At 43.9% G+C, this 17,208-nt stretch carries 11 protein-coding genes; 7 read left to right on the forward strand and 4 right to left on the reverse strand.

The features are described 5' to 3' along the window. Positions 1-120 precede the first annotated feature (120 nt). The gene (locus OQJ75_RS08625) at positions 121-315 is read right to left on the reverse strand and encodes a hypothetical protein (protein WP_017061218.1); all 195 of its coding nucleotides are present in this window, start codon (positions 313-315) and stop codon (positions 121-123) included. Between the two features lie 361 nt (positions 316-676). Here OQJ75_RS08625 and OQJ75_RS08630 point away from each other — a divergent pair, with 361 nt between their 5' ends. The 3 genes from OQJ75_RS08630 to OQJ75_RS08640 are packed head-to-tail and all read left to right on the forward strand — an operon-like array spanning position 677 to position 2,922. Further along, the gene (locus OQJ75_RS08630) at positions 677-1,501 is read left to right on the forward strand and encodes an ABC transporter ATP-binding protein (RefSeq protein ID WP_017082903.1); all 825 of its coding nucleotides are present in this window, start codon (positions 677-679) and stop codon (positions 1,499-1,501) included. 9 nt (positions 1,502-1,510) lie between these two features. Beyond that, complete coding sequence (locus tag OQJ75_RS08635; protein WP_265972400.1) at positions 1,511-2,443, forward strand: ATP-binding cassette domain-containing protein; 933 nt, start codon at positions 1,511-1,513, stop codon at positions 2,441-2,443. Further along, entirely contained in the window at positions 2,440-2,922 is a 483-nt protein-coding gene (locus tag OQJ75_RS08640; RefSeq protein ID WP_265972398.1) for a transcriptional regulator, read from the forward strand. The genes OQJ75_RS08635 and OQJ75_RS08640 overlap by 4 nt, the downstream gene beginning before the upstream one ends. A 402-nt stretch (positions 2,923-3,324) precedes the next feature. On the opposite strand, the gene OQJ75_RS08645 is transcribed toward OQJ75_RS08640, so the two are convergent. Then, complete coding sequence (locus OQJ75_RS08645; RefSeq protein ID WP_248399023.1) at positions 3,325-5,304, reverse strand: replication initiator protein RctB domain-containing protein; 1,980 nt, start codon at positions 5,302-5,304, stop codon at positions 3,325-3,327. Positions 5,305-6,565: 1,261 nt separating this feature from the next. Between OQJ75_RS08645 and OQJ75_RS08650 the strand changes: the two genes are divergently transcribed. From OQJ75_RS08650 to OQJ75_RS08665, 4 genes are all read left to right on the forward strand, one after another. Next, the gene (locus tag OQJ75_RS08650) at positions 6,566-7,783 is read left to right on the forward strand and encodes a ParA family protein (RefSeq protein ID WP_265972397.1); all 1,218 of its coding nucleotides are present in this window, start codon (positions 6,566-6,568) and stop codon (positions 7,781-7,783) included. Positions 7,784-7,788: 5 nt separating this feature from the next. Beyond that, positions 7,789-8,763 carry a ParB/RepB/Spo0J family partition protein gene (locus tag OQJ75_RS08655; RefSeq protein ID WP_017065141.1) on the forward strand — a complete coding sequence of 325 codons (975 nt, stop codon included), beginning with the start codon at positions 7,789-7,791 and terminating at the stop codon, positions 8,761-8,763. A 93-nt stretch (positions 8,764-8,856) separates the two neighbouring features. Further along, positions 8,857-10,950: a GNAT family N-acetyltransferase gene (locus OQJ75_RS08660; protein ID WP_265972395.1), complete on the forward strand. Its 2,094-nt coding sequence runs from the start codon at positions 8,857-8,859 to the stop codon at positions 10,948-10,950. A gap of 419 nt (positions 10,951-11,369) precedes the next feature. Further along, positions 11,370-13,040: a DUF342 domain-containing protein gene (locus OQJ75_RS08665; RefSeq protein ID WP_265972393.1), complete on the forward strand. Its 1,671-nt coding sequence runs from the start codon at positions 11,370-11,372 to the stop codon at positions 13,038-13,040. Between the two features lie 121 nt (positions 13,041-13,161). Here the strand turns inward: OQJ75_RS08665 and OQJ75_RS08670 are convergent, their stop codons facing one another. Further along, complete coding sequence (locus OQJ75_RS08670) at positions 13,162-14,910, reverse strand: SgrR family transcriptional regulator (RefSeq protein WP_265972391.1); 1,749 nt, start codon at positions 14,908-14,910, stop codon at positions 13,162-13,164. 177 nt (positions 14,911-15,087) lie between these two features. Beyond that, a complete protein-coding gene (locus OQJ75_RS08675) occupies positions 15,088-17,202 on the reverse strand; it encodes a type I secretion system permease/ATPase (protein ID WP_265972390.1) in 2,115 nt (704 codons plus the stop codon). Positions 17,203-17,208 lie beyond the last annotated feature (6 nt).

Raw genomic sequence — 17,208 nt, forward strand, 5'->3', positions numbered from 1 at the left:
TTAAGCGGAATAGCGAGCTAAAGAAGCAAAGGGTTGATTTAATCGAGATAAGAATTATGAAAAAGTATTTATAAATCAAAGGGTGGCGTTGTGCCACCCTTCTAAATGCAATGGGAATTATTAGTGAATAAGACCTAGCTCCCTCGCTTCTTCCAGACTCAAACCGCTTTCTCTAATTTCTCTTAGAGTCTCGATACGACGACGAGCTTCAGCAGACTTCATTTTCTTTTCTGGTTTGAAAGATACTTCTTCTTCAGCATCCCACTTGTTTGCAATATTTGTCATTTCATCATGGTTGATAGAATTAATGGACATGTTTTCCTCCGAAAAGCACCATGTAATGGACAGGTAATCTGTAGCAAATGCTTTTTCGCTTGTTAAGAAATTCTGTACTGAAATGTGATGATTCCGACGCTTCACAAAGCTAATTAATAAATGCCTCATTTAAACTTTGCCAAAGCCATTTTCTGCAATTACATTTAGAGGATTCCCCATAAGAAATGTGGTTTGATCCAACTCTCATTTTCCCCGCTTTCAATGCTTCTTTTCTACTGAAAATTCGTGAAATAACCCAATTTAAATTTCGAGGCACTTCATCCTTTTCGTGCTCGTCGCTTCCACTAAATCCAATGCATGTTAATGATAATAGTTATCAATATCATAACTGAGTATTTACATGTCTAGGGAAAATTCAGATAAACCACTTCTCGAAGTGAAGAATCTATGTGTCGATTACATCACCGATGACGGTGATTTTAATGCCGTAAAATCCGTAAGCTTTAGCATTGGCCAAGGCGAAATTTTTGGTTTGGCTGGCGAATCCGGGTGCGGAAAAAGTACCATCGCGTTTGCCATTAACCGTTTACACAAGCCGCCTGCTTTCATCTCTGGAGGGAAGATACTTTTCAACGGGCAAGATCTGCTCGGTTTATCTGACGACCACTTGAACACCTTGCGTTGGAGCGAAATCGCCATGGTGTTCCAAAGTGCGATGAACTCACTCAATCCCGTACTGACCATTGAAGAGCAGTTCGCTGATGTTTTACGTCACCACAAAGGAATGACCAACGAACAAGCCAAAGACCGCGCAGAGAAGCTCCTCGACCTTGTAAACATTCCACGCCACCGCCTAACAGAATACCCGCATCAGTTCAGCGGAGGGATGCGTCAACGCTTAGTCATCGCCATCGCGCTCGCCCTCAATCCCAAATTGATCATCATGGACGAGCCGACAACGGCACTTGATGTGGTTGTACAACGCGAAATTCTGCAGCAAATACACCAACTCAGAGAAGAGTTTGGGTTTTCGATATTGTTCATCACCCATGACCTCGCACTAATGAGCCAGCTATGTGACCGCATTGCCATCATGCGCCACGGCCAGATCGTTGAAATCAACCAAGCCTATGAGATTCGTAACAACCCTCAGCACTCCTATACCCAAAAGCTATGGAGTTCTTTCCCTAACATTCACGAACATGCGCACGCGACTACGTGCTAGGAGAGCTCCATGTCACAACCTATTTTTCAAGTGAAAAACCTCGTTAAAGAGTTCACCGTCGACGGTGGATTTGGCAAAGAAGCGATCTTTAGAGCACTACATGGGGTGAGTTTTGATTTGCATGCCGGTAAAACATTGGCGCTGGTTGGAGAATCAGGCTGCGGGAAAAGCACCTGCGCCCGATTGATGACCAAGGTTTACGCACCGACAGAGGGAGAGATACTGTTCAATGGCAGAGACATCTCTACCCTAAAAAGCCGTAAAGATATCTTGGATTACCGCAGCCGCGTACAAATGATATTTCAAGACCCATTTGGCTCACTTAATCCAACTCACACCATTGAGCACCACTTAACGCGCCCGCTTAAAATCCATAAGCAAGTTGCCACGAAACAGGCTCTCACAGAGCGTCTCAAAGAGCTATTAACGCTGGTGGAGCTCCCCATCGAAACACTCGCTAAATACCCTCACGAGCTCAGTGGCGGCCAAAGGCAGCGGGTTAATTTAGCAAGAGCACTTGCAGTCGGTGCTGAGCTTATCCTTGCCGATGAACCTACCTCGATGTTGGATGTTTCAATTCGACTTGGCGTGTTAAACCTGATGCAAAAAATGAAGAAAGAGTTGGGGATTGGTTTTTTGTACATAACTCACGATCTTGCTACGGCACATTACATCGCAGAAGAGACGGCGGTAATGTACAAAGGGCAGCTCGTTGAATGGGGATCAACCCAGTCGATCTTAACCAATCCACAACATCCGTACACTAAACTGTTGATCTCTGCCGTTCCCGATCCCGATCTGCCATTTGGCGAACTCGTCAAAAATGAGCCAAACTATTCAATAAACGCAGACCGAATTCGAGAGCAGAGCTGTGAAATACAGCATGAAATCAAGCAAGTTACTGATAATCACTTTGTAAAACAGTGGGATAACGTTGCATGAATGAACTAGACACTTGGTTAGAGCGGATCGGAGATTGGTACAAAGACCGAAAGCATGATCAAGTGGACCGGTTAGAACCTTTGATCTTAACGCCTCCAGATGCGCTCTGGGGGCCATTGATCACAGATGAGCAGAGTAAAGGCATCGCATGTTGGCTAGACGGGTGCCTGAGAATCTTTACTTTCTATCGAAACTCAATCGAAAACCCGCACCATCAAGAAAAGGCCTATCAATACCTGATGTTTGCTTACGGTAAGCTTCAGGCGGTGTCTTGTGACCCAAAAGCGGAACCCGGCCTACAAGAGTGGTGTACCAAGCGGGTACAACACTTATGTGTGCTGGCTTTGGAGTTTGCTAACCAACAACAAGAACCGCGCTGGAAGGAAGAATCAGAAAAACTGATCGAATCGCATGTGCGTTTTATGGCAAGCCAACACCAGAACGATGATCAAGGTGCAGCTCTACGTCAATGCCACTGATCCACTCCACGGTTTAACCCTGATCGATCAAACACCAAAGCAGAATCCTTTCACAAATAGGATCCGTAAAAAGCACGATCTAACCTTGATCATGCTTCAGGGTTAGCAGTAAGGAGTAATACGTAAGCTATTGAATTTTAATCATTATGCAAATTTCAGGCAAAAAAAAGCGAGTCCCTTAGGAACTCGCAAAAATCTATTCAGTATGATGTAACAAAATATGAGCCAATCTATTAATCATAAGAAAGGACAAAGGTTGTCTATTCGGGATAAATAATAATCAACTGGATGCGTTACATTGTCAGAACTTTGTCAGCGTTAGGTGCGGTTTTAATCAGCACCTAATGTGTTCAAACTATCCATTCATCGACCATAAAACAGGCTTATCGCTATCGGAAATAACTAATGGCCAATCGCCATTTCATCGAGTGCAAGGAACACATTTTCGTCAAGGTGACCTTCATGAACCTGTTTACACACTTTACGACGCACAGCTAAACCAGAGATCAAACGCTCAATGGATAAATGTCGATTGCTGGTGCTATCACGGTCGTTGTAAAGCTCAATCAAACGACTCAGTGTCTCGTATGGGATAACGTCCTCCCCTACTCTCAACCAATCAAGCTTCTCAATGAGCTCTGAGCACTCTTCTTTGATAGAGGCATGTGAGTGCCCTGTCATAGCAGACAAAGCCGTTATACTGCGTTCTAGAGCCTCTGCAGAGGTATATTTAGAGAGAGTAATCATGATCTCGTCAGCGTTGATCTCAACAGAGTGTTTACGCTGCTTAACTCGACGTCCCAATTTGCCTCGTGGCGAAGGTGCTTTGCGCTGAATTGGCTCAAACTCACCGTCGATAATCTCAGACAGCTCTTCCAGCTTCTGCTTAGACACCATTTCGTTACGAAGCGGGTTCGGCAGCGTTGGTGCCATGTTACGCTTGCCTGCGTTGGTGGTACGTGCTCTTGAGTAACGTAGTACTTCTTCCACATTACATTTGATATCTACCTGATAATCAGCCGTTTTGCCTTTTTCGATCAACGCGGTGATCGTTAAGTGATAGCCCCAAAGATTAACCAGGAAGGTATCTTCTTGATCCCCGACTTCACCCAGCTTTCTGAGCTCGCGGATCAGATCCATAGAGAAACGACGCCAATCGATGTTACGCGCCAATTTCTGGTTGAGCTCACTGAGCAACATGCAATCTGAATGGCGACGTGCCATGCGGCTTCTAAAGTACGAATACATCTGGAAGACCAAGGTATGTTGCTTCAGGATTTCTGGCGGAAATAGGAAGAAATAATCACGCGTCAGCAGTTCTTCGTAGAACGAAGGTTCCCAAACGAGGATGTATAGGTTCGGTTTAATGCGAATTTCACCGTCAGAGCCCTCTGTAGGCGCTTCTTCCGATGCGGTAATGGTTCTAGCTAAGAATCGAAAACGATCACTCTTAAAGCCTTCTGGCATGTTCTCACTAAGCCAACGGCCTGTAAGCTCGTGCAGTTGGAAATCCGTGAATTCGATACGATCAATACTGTCGCGGATCGAATCACGTGCAGGACCACTGTCTTTCTTGCCACGTAAAGACAAAATGTCCGTGATGTAGAGTGGTGTTTTGTTCGGCGTGTGTTTCGCGTCTAGATGGTAATCATCTTGGTGATGATCATGGTATTGAACGGTGAGTGTGAATAACGCGAATAGCGTCATCAGATCGTCAACGGTCATGATATTTTTAGAAGATCGTGTCTCGATCACAGCTCGAGTACCAGAGATCGAAACCATGGATTTCTGGTAGCTCTTACGAGTTCTAGGTGGCGCTAACGCTTGATCAATAATCCCCGCCCAATTGGTTGGCGAAACAATAAATTGATCCGCTTCGTCTTTCATCGTTGGTGGGGTATTCAGTCCATGTTCATTCAGTAAGCGCTTGTTTACTTTGGTTTGAGCTAGGGCTTTAGAGCGCTTTTGCTTTTCATTTTGCTTCACGCTTTCTGTCACTAAGCTGGTGGCACCCAGTACCGATATCAATTGGTTTGGGTTCACAAAGCGATGCAACATGGTTTTACCAGCAAGGCCTTCTTCAAAGCGAACGGGGATTTGTTTGAACAATCCGATATTGACTGCTGCTCTCAGCCTTTGCTGTAAGGCCGCGCGAGTGACTTGACCATCGGTTGATTCAATAATCTCAGTGGTGGAAACGTACCCGTCTTTGCTGCTAAACCCACGAAGTGAAATTAGGTTGAGAAGCTCAACGATGCTTTTGGTGACACCTTTGAAGTGTTGATATTGTTCTATCCATTCAACGGCTGTTTCAGATACCTCAAATAAATGACCATCTTTGTGGCTTCGTGCCTTAATTAACAATTTCTCTTCTGGTTTCATTTTTGATCCGTATCACACTAACCGTAATTTCACTATAGTTCCTGAATGATAAAGAAAGAATGATCATAAATAAAGAGAATTTATTGGCTTTTAAATAACTGATCTTTTTGATTAATATGATCTTAAATGATTAAGTGATCTAATGATCTGGACGTAAGTTTGACTTTAAGTGGCTGAATTTAAAGTATTAAAATAAATCGCCTTGGAAAGCATGATCATAAAGGTTCCGAAACTATGATCATTAAATTTAAGAAAGCATGATCACAGAACATCAGAACGATGATCATTAAGTCATTGTAAGCATGATCATTATTGGTTCGAAAGCATGATCATTATACTTATACAGCTTATCCACAGATCGGAATTCAACATCGGTTTCTAAGTCGCCTTTGACTTGTCTATGTGGACACTTGTGGCGGCCAATCTATCGGAACAATGATCAAGAGAACATACTTTTTTATGGTTCTTACCCTATTGAGCGCAAAATTTAGTCTCTATCCGCTGAAAATGGATTGGTTTGATGTATTTAGCGCTGGCGGGTCTTAACTAGGAAGCATGATCATGAAATTGTCATGTTTGTGTATTCTCGGTCTGTGTCGATTGAATTTTCAATAATTGAGCCCTTATAGGCGTTGAATCCCCATTCCAAAAGCATTTGTCCGTAACTTAGCTCATAAATTACATGCTTCCGGAACGATGTTTACTTGATCATTTTTCCGGAAGTTGATCATTTCCAATGTGCAGTTGCTCGGATCAATATTGCTAAGTTTACGCCTTGATCATGCTTCATAATTTGGCGTTATTAATTATCTTACACTGGATGTGTTCCATGATCATTCTTCCGGTTAGGCTCCAATCCTCTATTGTTTTTTGACACCTCATCTTCTCTTCTGTTTTGAATCTTTTGTTCATTGAGCGTTTTTTAATTTTAATTTGGGTTGAAAATCTATAAATTCGAATGCAAATCACACCAACCGTAATCTACGGTTGTATTTCAATCGTTCCGAAGGTTTTCCACTGAAATTCCATTTACATTGTAAATAAGTGATGCTGTAACATTTTAAATGTAGGCTAGAAATAACATGGTTATGCATGATAAAAACGGTCATTTTTGTGTTTGTCTAAGGCGATGTTTCATCAAATTGTAAAAACGCGGTCTATTTTATGTGATTTTACTCATAAATGTATGTTCATGTTTTTGTTGTGTTTGTTGTTAATCGCTGTACAATTTGTACTTAGTTAATCATTACGGAAACTGGCAATGAAAAGAGAACAAACGATTGATAAGCTCTATCAGCTGGCCGAACAAACTCAACAAGTTCAGGCTGACCGAATTGAGATTATTTTGGAAGAGCGAAGTGATGAACATTTCCCTCCAATGTCTAAAGCTATGATGGAGACTCGTTCTGGTTTAACGCGTCGTAAACTCGATGAAGCGATCACTAAACTTGAAGCTGATGGCCATCAGTTTACAAAGAACAACGCCAATCATTACTCGATTTCATTGACAGAAGCTCACATGTTGATGGAAGCGGCAGAAGTGCCAAAGTTCCATGAACGTAAGCAGCACGCTGACAATAAGCCATGGATTATCAACGTACAAAACCAGAAGGGTGGTACGGGTAAATCAATGACAGCGGTTCACTTAGCCGCTTGTTTGTCTCTGAATTTAGATAAGCGCTACCGTATCTGTTTGATTGACTTGGATCCACAAGGTTCTTTGCGTCTGTTCTTAAACCCACAAATTAGTGGTGCAGAGCACGACAGCATTTATTCTGCCGTCGATATCATGCTGGACAATGTGCCTGAAGGCCAAGGTGTCGACCTGGAATTCCTTCGCAAGAACGTACTATTGCCAACTCAGTATCCAAACCTCAAGACAATTTCTGCTTTCCCAGAAGATGCGATGTTTAACGCTGAAGCGTGGCAAAGCCTTTCACAAGATCAGTCACTTGATATTGTTCGTCTGTTAAAAGAGAAGCTTATCGACAAAATCGCCGATGATTTCGATGTGATTATGATTGATACCGGCCCGCACGTTGACCCGCTAGTATGGAATGCAATGTACGCGTCGAACGCACTTCTGATTCCATGTGCTGCTAAGCGTTTGGATTGGGCTTCAACGGTTAACTTCTTCCAGCATTTACCAACGGTTTACGAAATGTTCCCGGATGATTGGAAAGGGCTAGAATTTGTTCGTCTAATGCCAACCATGTTTGAAGACGATAACAAGAAACAGGTGTCAGTTCTGACTGAAATGAATTACCTGTTGAATGACCAAGTAATGATGGCAACCATTCCAAGAAGCCGTGCTTTTGAAACCTGTGCCGACACTTACAGCACGGTTTTCGATCTAACGGTGAGCGACTTTGAGGGCGGTAAGAAAACTCTAGCTGTTGCTCAAGACGCAGTACAAAAAAGTGCTCTAGAATTAGAGCGCGTATTACATAGCAACTGGCCTTCACTTAATCAGGGATAACAACAATGGCAATTAAAACATCTGACTTAAATGCAAAGCTATTTGGTAAAGCAAACAAACGTCGCGTAGCAACACCACAAGAAGCGCAAACAGCGGCAAAAGAACAGGCTCAAGTGATCGAGCTTTCTGTTGCTGGCGAAGATTTAGTTTCATTTGAATTGGTTCGAATCCCTGCGGCTGAAGTGGCAACTCGAACGGTTGTTTTTGAAGAGAATGCTCGTGAGCAATCTTTCTTAAACGAGCATGCGCTTTCTGATGTTCTTACAACATTGAAAGAACGTGGTCAGCAATACCCAGCGGTTGGTCGTAAGAACAAAGACGGTAAGATTGAAGTTCTTGATGGTAGCCGTCGTCGTATGTCATGTATTTTGGCTGACAAAGAGTTCCTAATCTATGTTGCTGAAAACATTAACGGCGAACACGCTAAGTTCCTATCAGACGTTGCTAACGCTCATAAACCGCTTTCTCTTTACGAGAAGGGCAAAGAGATGCAAGCGAAGCTAGATAAAGGCGAAGCTGAAGACCAGAAAGCACTGGCGAAAATGTTTCAGTGCAGTGAAGCTTTAGTGAGTGGTGCATTGAAAGCGGCCGCTTTACCACTTGAATTGCTACAAGCTTACCCAAATGTGAGCGACCTTGGGCGTCCAACCATTGTTAAGCTGCACAAGCAGTTTGGTGGATTGACGAGTGAGCAGCAGCAAACACTACTCACTAAGTGTGATGCTTCTGAAGGTTTTGTATGGCAGCGTAGCGAAGCTCAAGGCGTAACTCGTCTAACCAAAGACGTGACAGAAACTTTGGAAGGTTGGATTCTTGAATTGGCGCCAGCGCCAGCGAAGAAAGCTTCTCCAAAAGTTGAGCTTATTAAGGGCCGCGCATCCTACAGCCGTAAGGGTTCAAACTTGGCGTTGAACCTTAAGAAAGTTGATGATGCAACAATGGAAGAAATCCTCGCCTTCGTTCAATCGAAGCTCGACTAAGTCGACGACTTTTCATTACTCCTCTAAAGCCGCTTTATGCGGCTTTTTATTTGGCTGTGATAAACTGTGTTTAGATGAATCTGGACGCTAACTATGACAAACCCAACCAACACTTTTCTACATACACTTTCTAATATTGCTCAATATAACGATCACCGCTACGGCGTGGTCTTTGATGGCGATTTTGATTGGCAAAACTCTGCTGTTTTTACCTTCCTTCAAGATTCAAACATTCCGAGTATCTTCCAGATTGGCGGTACGCCATTTGAAGGTGTGATTCATGCTCCAGTTAAAAAAGGCCAACAACTGCTTGGTCGTGAGTGCCAAGTTCTTGTTTGTGATTTTAGAGAGCAGTTCGATGCGAATGGTTTTAGTGCCGCGTTGGGTTCGTTAGTTGGTGGTGGGCTGCTGTTGGTGTTGCCGCCAAAAATTGATGCCTCTGAAGATAGCGAGAGCTTTGGTCAATGTTGGTTAAAACGTCATTTCGATAAACTGTTTTCTGTTTCACAACACAATGAAGCAGGCGATGTAGTTCAAGCAACTCACGCTCTTCCTCAGATGCAAAGCGCCCAAAACGGATTGGATAAATTTGAACAGCAAAACACGGCTGTTGAATTAGTTAAAAAGGTAGTGTCTGGACATCGTAAACGTCCTTTGATTCTCACTGCGGATAGAGGGCGTGGTAAAAGCTCGACATTGGGTATTGCCGCAGCGCAGCTGTTAGTTGAGCGTCACGGGTTTTATATTATTGTTACCGCGCCTTCAGTGAAAGCGGTAGAACCGGTATTTTCTCATGCTTGCCAAGGGTTGGAATCTTGCGAAGTGGTTAACGCTACTCACATTCGTCATCAAGGTGGCAGTTTAAGATTCGTCGCAGCAGATGAATTACTTAAATCTAAGCCGGATTGCGATCTGTTATTGGTTGACGAAGCAGCTGCAATTCCAATTCCAATGCTTAAATCCATGGTCGACATCTATCACCGTATAGTCTTTTCAACCACGGTACACGGCTACGAAGGCAGTGGACGAGGGTTCGGTATTAAGTTTGAATCTTGGCTTTCTGAGCATCGTCCGGGGTGGAAAGGCTTTAAGCTCGAACAACCGATTCGTTGGAATAACAACGATCCGCTAGAAGCTTGGTTGTTTGATTGCTTCCTACTTGGTAATGACGCATCACTCAGTGACTCGGCGGTTGATGAACTCGATGGCTTTTCTGCCGAGGCAATCAACCAATTAAACTTGGTCGAGTTATCAAAAGCAGAATGCTTGGCTAATCCTGAGCAGCTACAACAATGTTTCTCTCTTCTTGTGGACGCGCACTATCAGACATCGCCAAATGACTTAATGCAGTTTCTCAACAATCCAGCAATCCGTTTGTATGGAGTTTGGCATAAAGACGAATGCTTAGGCTGTATGTTAGTGACGAAAGAGGGTGGTTTGGATAGCGAGTTGATTGCTCAAATTCAACTAGGGAAACGTAGGCCTCAAGGGCACCTTGCTCCCGTGTTATTGGCAAACCAACTTGGCTGTACTCAGGCGGCGACCAGTCGGTGCCTTCGAGTTATGCGCATTGCTGTTTCAGCACGTCATCAAGGTTTGGGTATTGGCCGTTGGATGTTGGTTCAGTTATCACAGCAAACCAGTCAAGCAGATTATCTGGCGACAAGCTTTGGCGCGACCGGCGAATTGATTTCTTTTTGGCGTGGTAGTGAATTCGAAGCTGTACACATCGGCCACCAGCGAGATCAGGCAAGTGGCTGTCACTCGGTTCTGATGGTTAAGGCGCTTAACTCAAACTCTCAAAGTTGGATTAACCAAGTTCAAAATCACTTCGAGCGTAGCTATTGTTTTCTTGTTTCAGGTTCTTTGGTTTCACTTGAATCCGATATGGTGCGCGCACTGCTGCCAAAGAGTGTCCAAACCGTTAGCGAGTTTGAAACTCAGTTAGTTAGAAATTACGTGAACGGTGGCAACAGTTATGATGCGATCAGCTTCAGCGTACTGAACTTGATTCTACTCAGTAACGATCGAAACATAGGTATTTCTGACTTACTCATCGCAAAGGTTATTCAGCAGAAAGATTGGGGGACTTGTATCGAACAGTTTAAATTTGTTGGTCGGAAACAAGCAGAGATTCAGTTTCGTAAAGATGTCGATGCTTTGCTAGCAAATTTACAGTGTAAATAGACAAGCCATCAATAAAATAGACCGACTGCTACAAATTAGATTTACAGTGTAAATTAGAATCTTGGATTTACACTGTAAACTGAAGCTACATATTGAAATCCGTTTTCACTCTGATTATCAGCTTCATCACTTCTGTTCCATCTCTCCATTACAGCCTTTAATCTTCTTAAGCTATTCGCCTTTACTATCTAGTCCTACATCGAATCAACATTCAATCGCACGAAATATTCTGAAAAAATTTTCCTATGTATTTGTAAAGGCGAAGTAGATCATAAAATGTGTAAGTCTTATTTATGAGTCATGTTTGCAGAATCGAAAGTAAGTGATGTGACGCTGATTATTCTAATAATGTGATACTCAGCGCAGAATGAATTATATAGACTGAATAACAACTGAGTCATTAGGGATACTCAATTCGAATGTGGGATAACATCGTTAAATTGTCGGAAGACAAGCAACAAGTAATGGCATGTCTGCCAACCGGGACTGTGGTTGACGCAAGCTTTGATAACAAGACGCTGCCACCAACCTTGGAAGCTTTGAATGCATCAAACTATTTTCTTTTCGAAGAAGAGGTTTTACGTTTCGTTACTCTTGCTAAAGAAGGTAAGGGTGAAGCTTATGAAGGAATCTTGATTGCCGAAGTTCGAAATGCCAGTGTTGCGGTCGAACTGTCTGATGATGAGATGTTGGCGAGTCTCGTGGTCACTGGTCCACACAATGGACACCCACTGCGTGGCAGCGACATCATCCAGTGTTTATCTCAAGCTCAAATAACAAAAGGAATAAATAAGTTAGCGCTCAGAAAAGTTCTGATGATGAGTAGTAAACTTAAGCCTGGCGAAAAGTTTACTCAGCCCGTCGCTAAAGGGACACAACCAGTAAAAGGTAAAGATGCTAAGTTTGCCGCTTTGGTTGAAGATATTACACGCCAAGTCTTGAAGCCTCGCAGCAAAGACGAAGGCAAGATTGATATGCGAGACTTGGGACAAACTATTACTGTTGGTCAAAATGATCAATTAATGAAACGTACTCCCGCAACCAAAGGCATCGCTGGCTTTACCGTCCAAGGCCGAATTATCCCACCGCATCCAGGACAAGATAGTTTAATTAAGCCTGGAAAGGGCACCTACATCTCTCCTGAAGATCCAAATTTATTACTCGCCTCATACCCTGGATTGCCCATCATTAAAGACCGAACCATTGAAGTGGATGACGCCTTATGTGTCACCAACGTTGATGTCTCAACTGGGCACGTTAAATTCAAAGGTAATGTTTTTGTCTCTGGCAACATCGAGCCGGGGATGATTGTTAAAGCGACTGGCAGTATTACGGTGGGTGGTTTTATTGAATCGGCCGAAGTGCAGGCTCAAGGTGACATCAAAGTCGCGAAAGGTATTATCGGCCACACCACCAAAGAGGGAGAGGCGAAAAGCTGTAAGGTATTCAGTAAAGGTTCAATTACCGCGAGCTACGCTCAGAATGCAGAACTGCAAACCGCTGGTGACATTCGACTTGGCGTGCATAGCATGAGTAACGACATTCGCTGTGGAAACAATCTTGTCGTAATGGACAGTTTGAAAAAGCATGGCACGCTCAGCGGTGGTGAAGCCAAAGTCGGCGGAAAAATAGAATGCGTCTTCTTAGGTGTTGAGGGAGACACTGCAACCAAGGTACATGGTTTTGCACGCTACGATGGCTACCGACAAAAGATCGCGGGGCTGAAGGAAACTTATAAACACACTCAAGAGCAAACCATGGGTGTGATTCGTCAAGAGTTAGAATTTAAGAAGCGCCCGAAAGCAGAGAGAAGCGAAGAGCAAGCCCTAGAAATTGAGCAGCAACGTGAGAAGAATAACCTCGCAATTGAAAATACAAAGTCACAGTTAGATACACTCGAAGCGGAGTTTGAAACCAACCTTGCTGAATGCACGGTAGAGGTACACGAAAAAGTGTATACCCGAGTGACGATTCAATTTGGTGATGAGACAGTCACAACCAAGCGAACCCACGGCGGAAGTGTTTTCTCATTCAACCAATACGAGATCCAATGTTCATTTAAGATGGAGCAAGAGGATATTGCTTTATAATCGGTGTCCTAGAGGGCGCCGACTCTTTTGTTATCAAGAATATCCTTATCGGAAAATGCTATTGAGCCGCCTTTGAGGTTATTAGATAGAATATGTACTTACCGTCACTCACGATACCTCATTAATCAGAAGACCACACCGAGCGAATATTTGGCCATCCCCAATTAGTGAGCGCAACGTCTTCTAAGACACCCTGAAAACGTAATGTTTGAGTGTGATGGAACATAGGAGCAATCCAATATTCACTGATTAGTGTTGAAGCGATTGGTTCTAGTGCTGTTAGATAATCTTCAAGTGGAGTGAATGCTCGTACGTTTTCCAATTGTTCATCAAGCCATCTTGCATTTACCTCTCCCAAAGTATGGTACAAAACGTTATTGCTGTAGAAATTAGAAAACGCTGAAGCATGACGGTTATCATCCAAATTGGTATTCGTTAAGATAAGTGTTTCATTGAGCGTGCCGTTCTCTGCTTTTTCACTCAACTCTCTATAGGAATACATTACTATTTCAACCTTACAGCCGTGATCGATAAGTACAGAAGAAATAGCGCGAGCGCATCGACGCAATGCTGTGTAGTTGTAACCTGCGATGGTGATGGTTTTTGGTAACACGCTGACTTCACCAAACGGGCGTAATACGGGGCTCCAAATGGGTAATAAGTTGTTGGCTAGTACGCTGCCATAATACGTTTTCTCTTTACGAAACAGTTCGAGCAGTCGCTGGGGGTGAATTAGCTCTGTAATGTAACGACGTTGGGCGCGTGTTAATGGATGTTTCGTATGCTGGTTGAATAGAGCGAATAAGCAGCCGTCTTCAGTTCGACTGTGTTGACTCGAGTGAGAGGCATTAGGTGTTTGTATTGAAACCTCAATACCGCTCGTGGTTTCAGATACTTGGATAGGTGAATTTCTTGATAGCGATGGGTTCTCCATCTTCTCATCATTGACGATCCAAATCGTGACTAAATCGACTAACACACGACACGAATAGTAGCCATCGAACGCTTGCAGCTTTAGTTTATTTTTATCGTGCTCGACCACCGAGAATGGCCCACTTCCAATCACCGAATTGTTGTTTGCAACATTCACTTGGCTCGCTGGTTGAATACCGTATTTGACGCCTGAAATAAGCCCAGCGAACCCTTGATCAGGTTTGCTCAATGTAAATACAATCTTTAAGGGATGTGGCGCCACGATATTGGTGACGTGCGCTAACTCTTTTTGATAATAGTGAAGGGCGCTGAGCTTGGCAAAGAGACTCACAATCGTATCTGCGTCTATTGGTTCACCGTTGTGGAATGTGAGGCCAGGACGAAGGTGGAACGTCCATTGACATCTATCTTCGTCATAACGCCAGTGATGAGCGAGCTCAGGCCTGACAACGCCATTGTCATGACTGGATACCAAGCAGCAATAAACCTGACGCAAAAAGAAACGCTCACTACAACGGTGTAATTGGTGGGGGACAATGCGCTCAAACATTCGCTTGTATGTCAGTTGAATATTAACTCGGCCTTCTTGAACAGACGTCCCTGAGGTTGTTTTCAATAGGCGGCCAAATATCGCTTCATCTTCATCGAGAATGGCTAATGCTTTCTCATATTTACCTTGTTGGATTCGTTCTAGCGCTAGGCTTTCTTTTAGGGTGCTTAGTTCTATGTTCAATATTAGAGTTGAGCGTTGATTTCGACCGGCTTTGGGCTGCCAAGTCAACCATACTCGCTCCTGCATTTGCGATAAAAGATTACGGGCATGTCGAGGTGATGTGCACAACAAATCAGCCACTTCTTGAACTGTGGTCTTTATTTCGCTACCGACACCAATAGGGATGAGTCGCTGGTAATACCTAAGCAGGTTGAGATTAGACACCAATAGTCCTTTATTTATGGATAGCCTGGTATTTTACTCAACTTAGCTGCAAAAAAATAAGAAAATGTTCAGCGACTTTGTTCCTCTTTTGTCGCTTTGCAAGAGTATAAAAAAGGGGAGCTGATGCTCCCCTTTTACTTTCTACTGATAATGACTTATTTAGGTGGCTTGCGCGCTCTAGCTAACCGCTCTTACTCGGCCTTGTTTAAGGTCTGAAAGAACCTGTGCTTTAGGACCGTCGGCAATGATGCAGCCTTTCTCCATTACGATCACTCGATCGACAATGTCCAACATCGACGTTTTGTGTGTAATCAGAATTAACGTCTCGCTTGGTAGCAATTGATTAAGTTGGTGCTTGATGTGCATCTCTGAACGGTTATCCATAGCGCTGGTCGGTTCATCCATCAACAATACTGGCGGGCGTCCTAAGAAGGCTCTTGCAATGGCAATTGACTGGCGTTGACCACCAGACAGCAAAGCACCACCTTCACCCACTTGGCGTTCTAAACCTGCCGGATCTTGCTGAGTAAACGCGGTTACGCCTGCACGGTTCGCTGCATCCATCACGTCACGGTCATCTACCAAAGGGCGACCTAAAGTAATGTTGTCTCTTACCGAACCGTAGAACAGGTTACTGTCTTGCGGCACACAGCCTATATTGCGTCGTACGTCGACATGATGCAGTTGTTCCATATCGGTGTCATCAATGCGTACGTGGCCTTCTGTGGGCTTGTACAGGCCCATAATCAGGCGCTCTAGAGTCGTTTTACCTGAACCAATTCGGCCAATGATCGCCACCTTTTCACCAGGTTTAATATTGAGGGTTAAGTCTCTGATAGAAGCCACTGGTGAATCAGGGTAGTGGAACGTGACTTTATCTAGCGCGATATGACCTTGAATAATCGGACGGTGGATGTAGCGTTTACCTTCTTCTTGTTCATCAGGCATCGACATTACTTGCTCAATCAAAGTCATTGATGACTTCGCTTGGTTGTAACGAGTCGAAAGCAAAGACAGTTGTACAAGCGGGCCAATCGCTCGACCGCTCAACATGGTCGCAGCGATCAAGCCACCCATCGTAAGTTCGCCTTCCGCTATTAGGTACACACCAAAAATGATCATACCTACGTTAGTACTTTGCTGAACAAAGCCTGCGGTGTTTTGGATGCTGTCTGTGATGCGTCGGCTTTTGATATTCCAATTCGCCATGTGAGCAACGGCTTCTTCCCAACGGAATTGGAATTGGCTTTGCGCGCTGAATAGCTTAACGGTCTCTAAGCCAGCTAAACTCTCGATCAGGTTTGCGTACTTCTGCGAAGCAAGACGAGAGCCTTCTTCGATGGTGCGGCGCAGTGGGCCTTGGATTAGCAACGCATAGATGATCAAAATAACCACGCCAGCAATGGGAACGAACACAAGGTTTCCGGCCATTAACCAAATTAGCGCTAAGAACATCAGTGCGAAGGGTAAGTCGATCAGCGAGCCAATGGTTGCAGAGGTAAAGAATTCTCGAATGGATTCGAACTCTTGCAAGTTTTTAGCGAAAGCACCGACAGAAGCAGGTTTTGCTTCCATACGAATACCTAGCACTTTACTGAACAGCTTAGAGGAAATGAGAATATCGGATTTCTTACCGGCAACGTCAATGAAGTAGCTTCGCATCAGCTTTAACAACAGATCGAAGAGGAAGACGACAAAGATACCACTCGCCAATACCCATAAGGTTTCAAATGCAAGGTTAGGGACGACTTTGTCGTAAACCAAGCGAGTGAACATGGGTGCGGCAATTGCGAATATGTTGATCAGAATGGAGGCAATCAACACATCTCGGTAAATGTTTTTAGATTCCCAAATGGTGCTCCAAAACCAGTGACCTTTGCGTGTTTTTAGAACCTCTGGTGAACGTTCATCATAGCGGAACTGTTTCTTTACCAAGAAGTAGCGGCCAATAAACTGTTCTTTCAGTTCATCGACGGGAATGACGATCGGTACCATTCCGCTTTCCGCAGTGATGATCTCGGCTTCTTGTTTTTCTAAATCTATACTATTAAGAACACATGCCTCGCCTTGTTTAAGCAGTAAAACCGCAGGCAGAATAAGATGAGGGATGCTTTCTAGGTCGGAACGGTTTTCTTTCGCCACTAATCCCGCTCGTTCAGCGGAACGAGGGAATAGGAAAGGGGTTAGCTTGCCATCGGATAGTGGTAGCCCATTGATCAACGCTTCGGGCGAGTTAGCTAACCCGTAATACCGGCTAACGTAGATCAGTGAGTTCAATAGTGGATCTTGCATGTGATA

The organism is Vibrio sp. 14G-20, assembly GCF_026241515.1.
Taxonomy (GTDB): domain Bacteria; phylum Pseudomonadota; class Gammaproteobacteria; order Enterobacterales; family Vibrionaceae; genus Vibrio.

Excerpts from the sequence above, each read along its gene's own strand:
- OQJ75_RS08655 (WP_017065141.1), top strand. The coding sequence starts at position 7,789 with ATGGCAATTAAAACATCTGACTTAAATGCAAAGCTATTTGGTAAAGCA.
- OQJ75_RS08630 (WP_017082903.1), top strand. The coding sequence starts at position 677 with ATGTCTAGGGAAAATTCAGATAAACCACTTCTCGAAGTGAAGAATCTA.
- OQJ75_RS08675 (WP_265972390.1), bottom strand. The coding sequence starts at position 17,202 with ATGCAAGATCCACTATTGAACTCACTGATCTACGTTAGCCGGTATTAC.
- OQJ75_RS08665 (WP_265972393.1), top strand. The coding sequence starts at position 11,370 with ATGTGGGATAACATCGTTAAATTGTCGGAAGACAAGCAACAAGTAATG.
- OQJ75_RS08650 (WP_265972397.1), top strand. The coding sequence starts at position 6,566 with ATGAAAAGAGAACAAACGATTGATAAGCTCTATCAGCTGGCCGAACAA.
- OQJ75_RS08635 (WP_265972400.1), top strand. The coding sequence starts at position 1,511 with ATGTCACAACCTATTTTTCAAGTGAAAAACCTCGTTAAAGAGTTCACC.
- OQJ75_RS08640 (WP_265972398.1), top strand. The coding sequence starts at position 2,440 with ATGAATGAACTAGACACTTGGTTAGAGCGGATCGGAGATTGGTACAAA.
- OQJ75_RS08660 (WP_265972395.1), top strand. The coding sequence starts at position 8,857 with ATGACAAACCCAACCAACACTTTTCTACATACACTTTCTAATATTGCT.
- OQJ75_RS08625 (WP_017061218.1), bottom strand. The coding sequence starts at position 315 with ATGTCCATTAATTCTATCAACCATGATGAAATGACAAATATTGCAAAC.
- OQJ75_RS08645 (WP_248399023.1), bottom strand. The coding sequence starts at position 5,304 with ATGAAACCAGAAGAGAAATTGTTAATTAAGGCACGAAGCCACAAAGAT.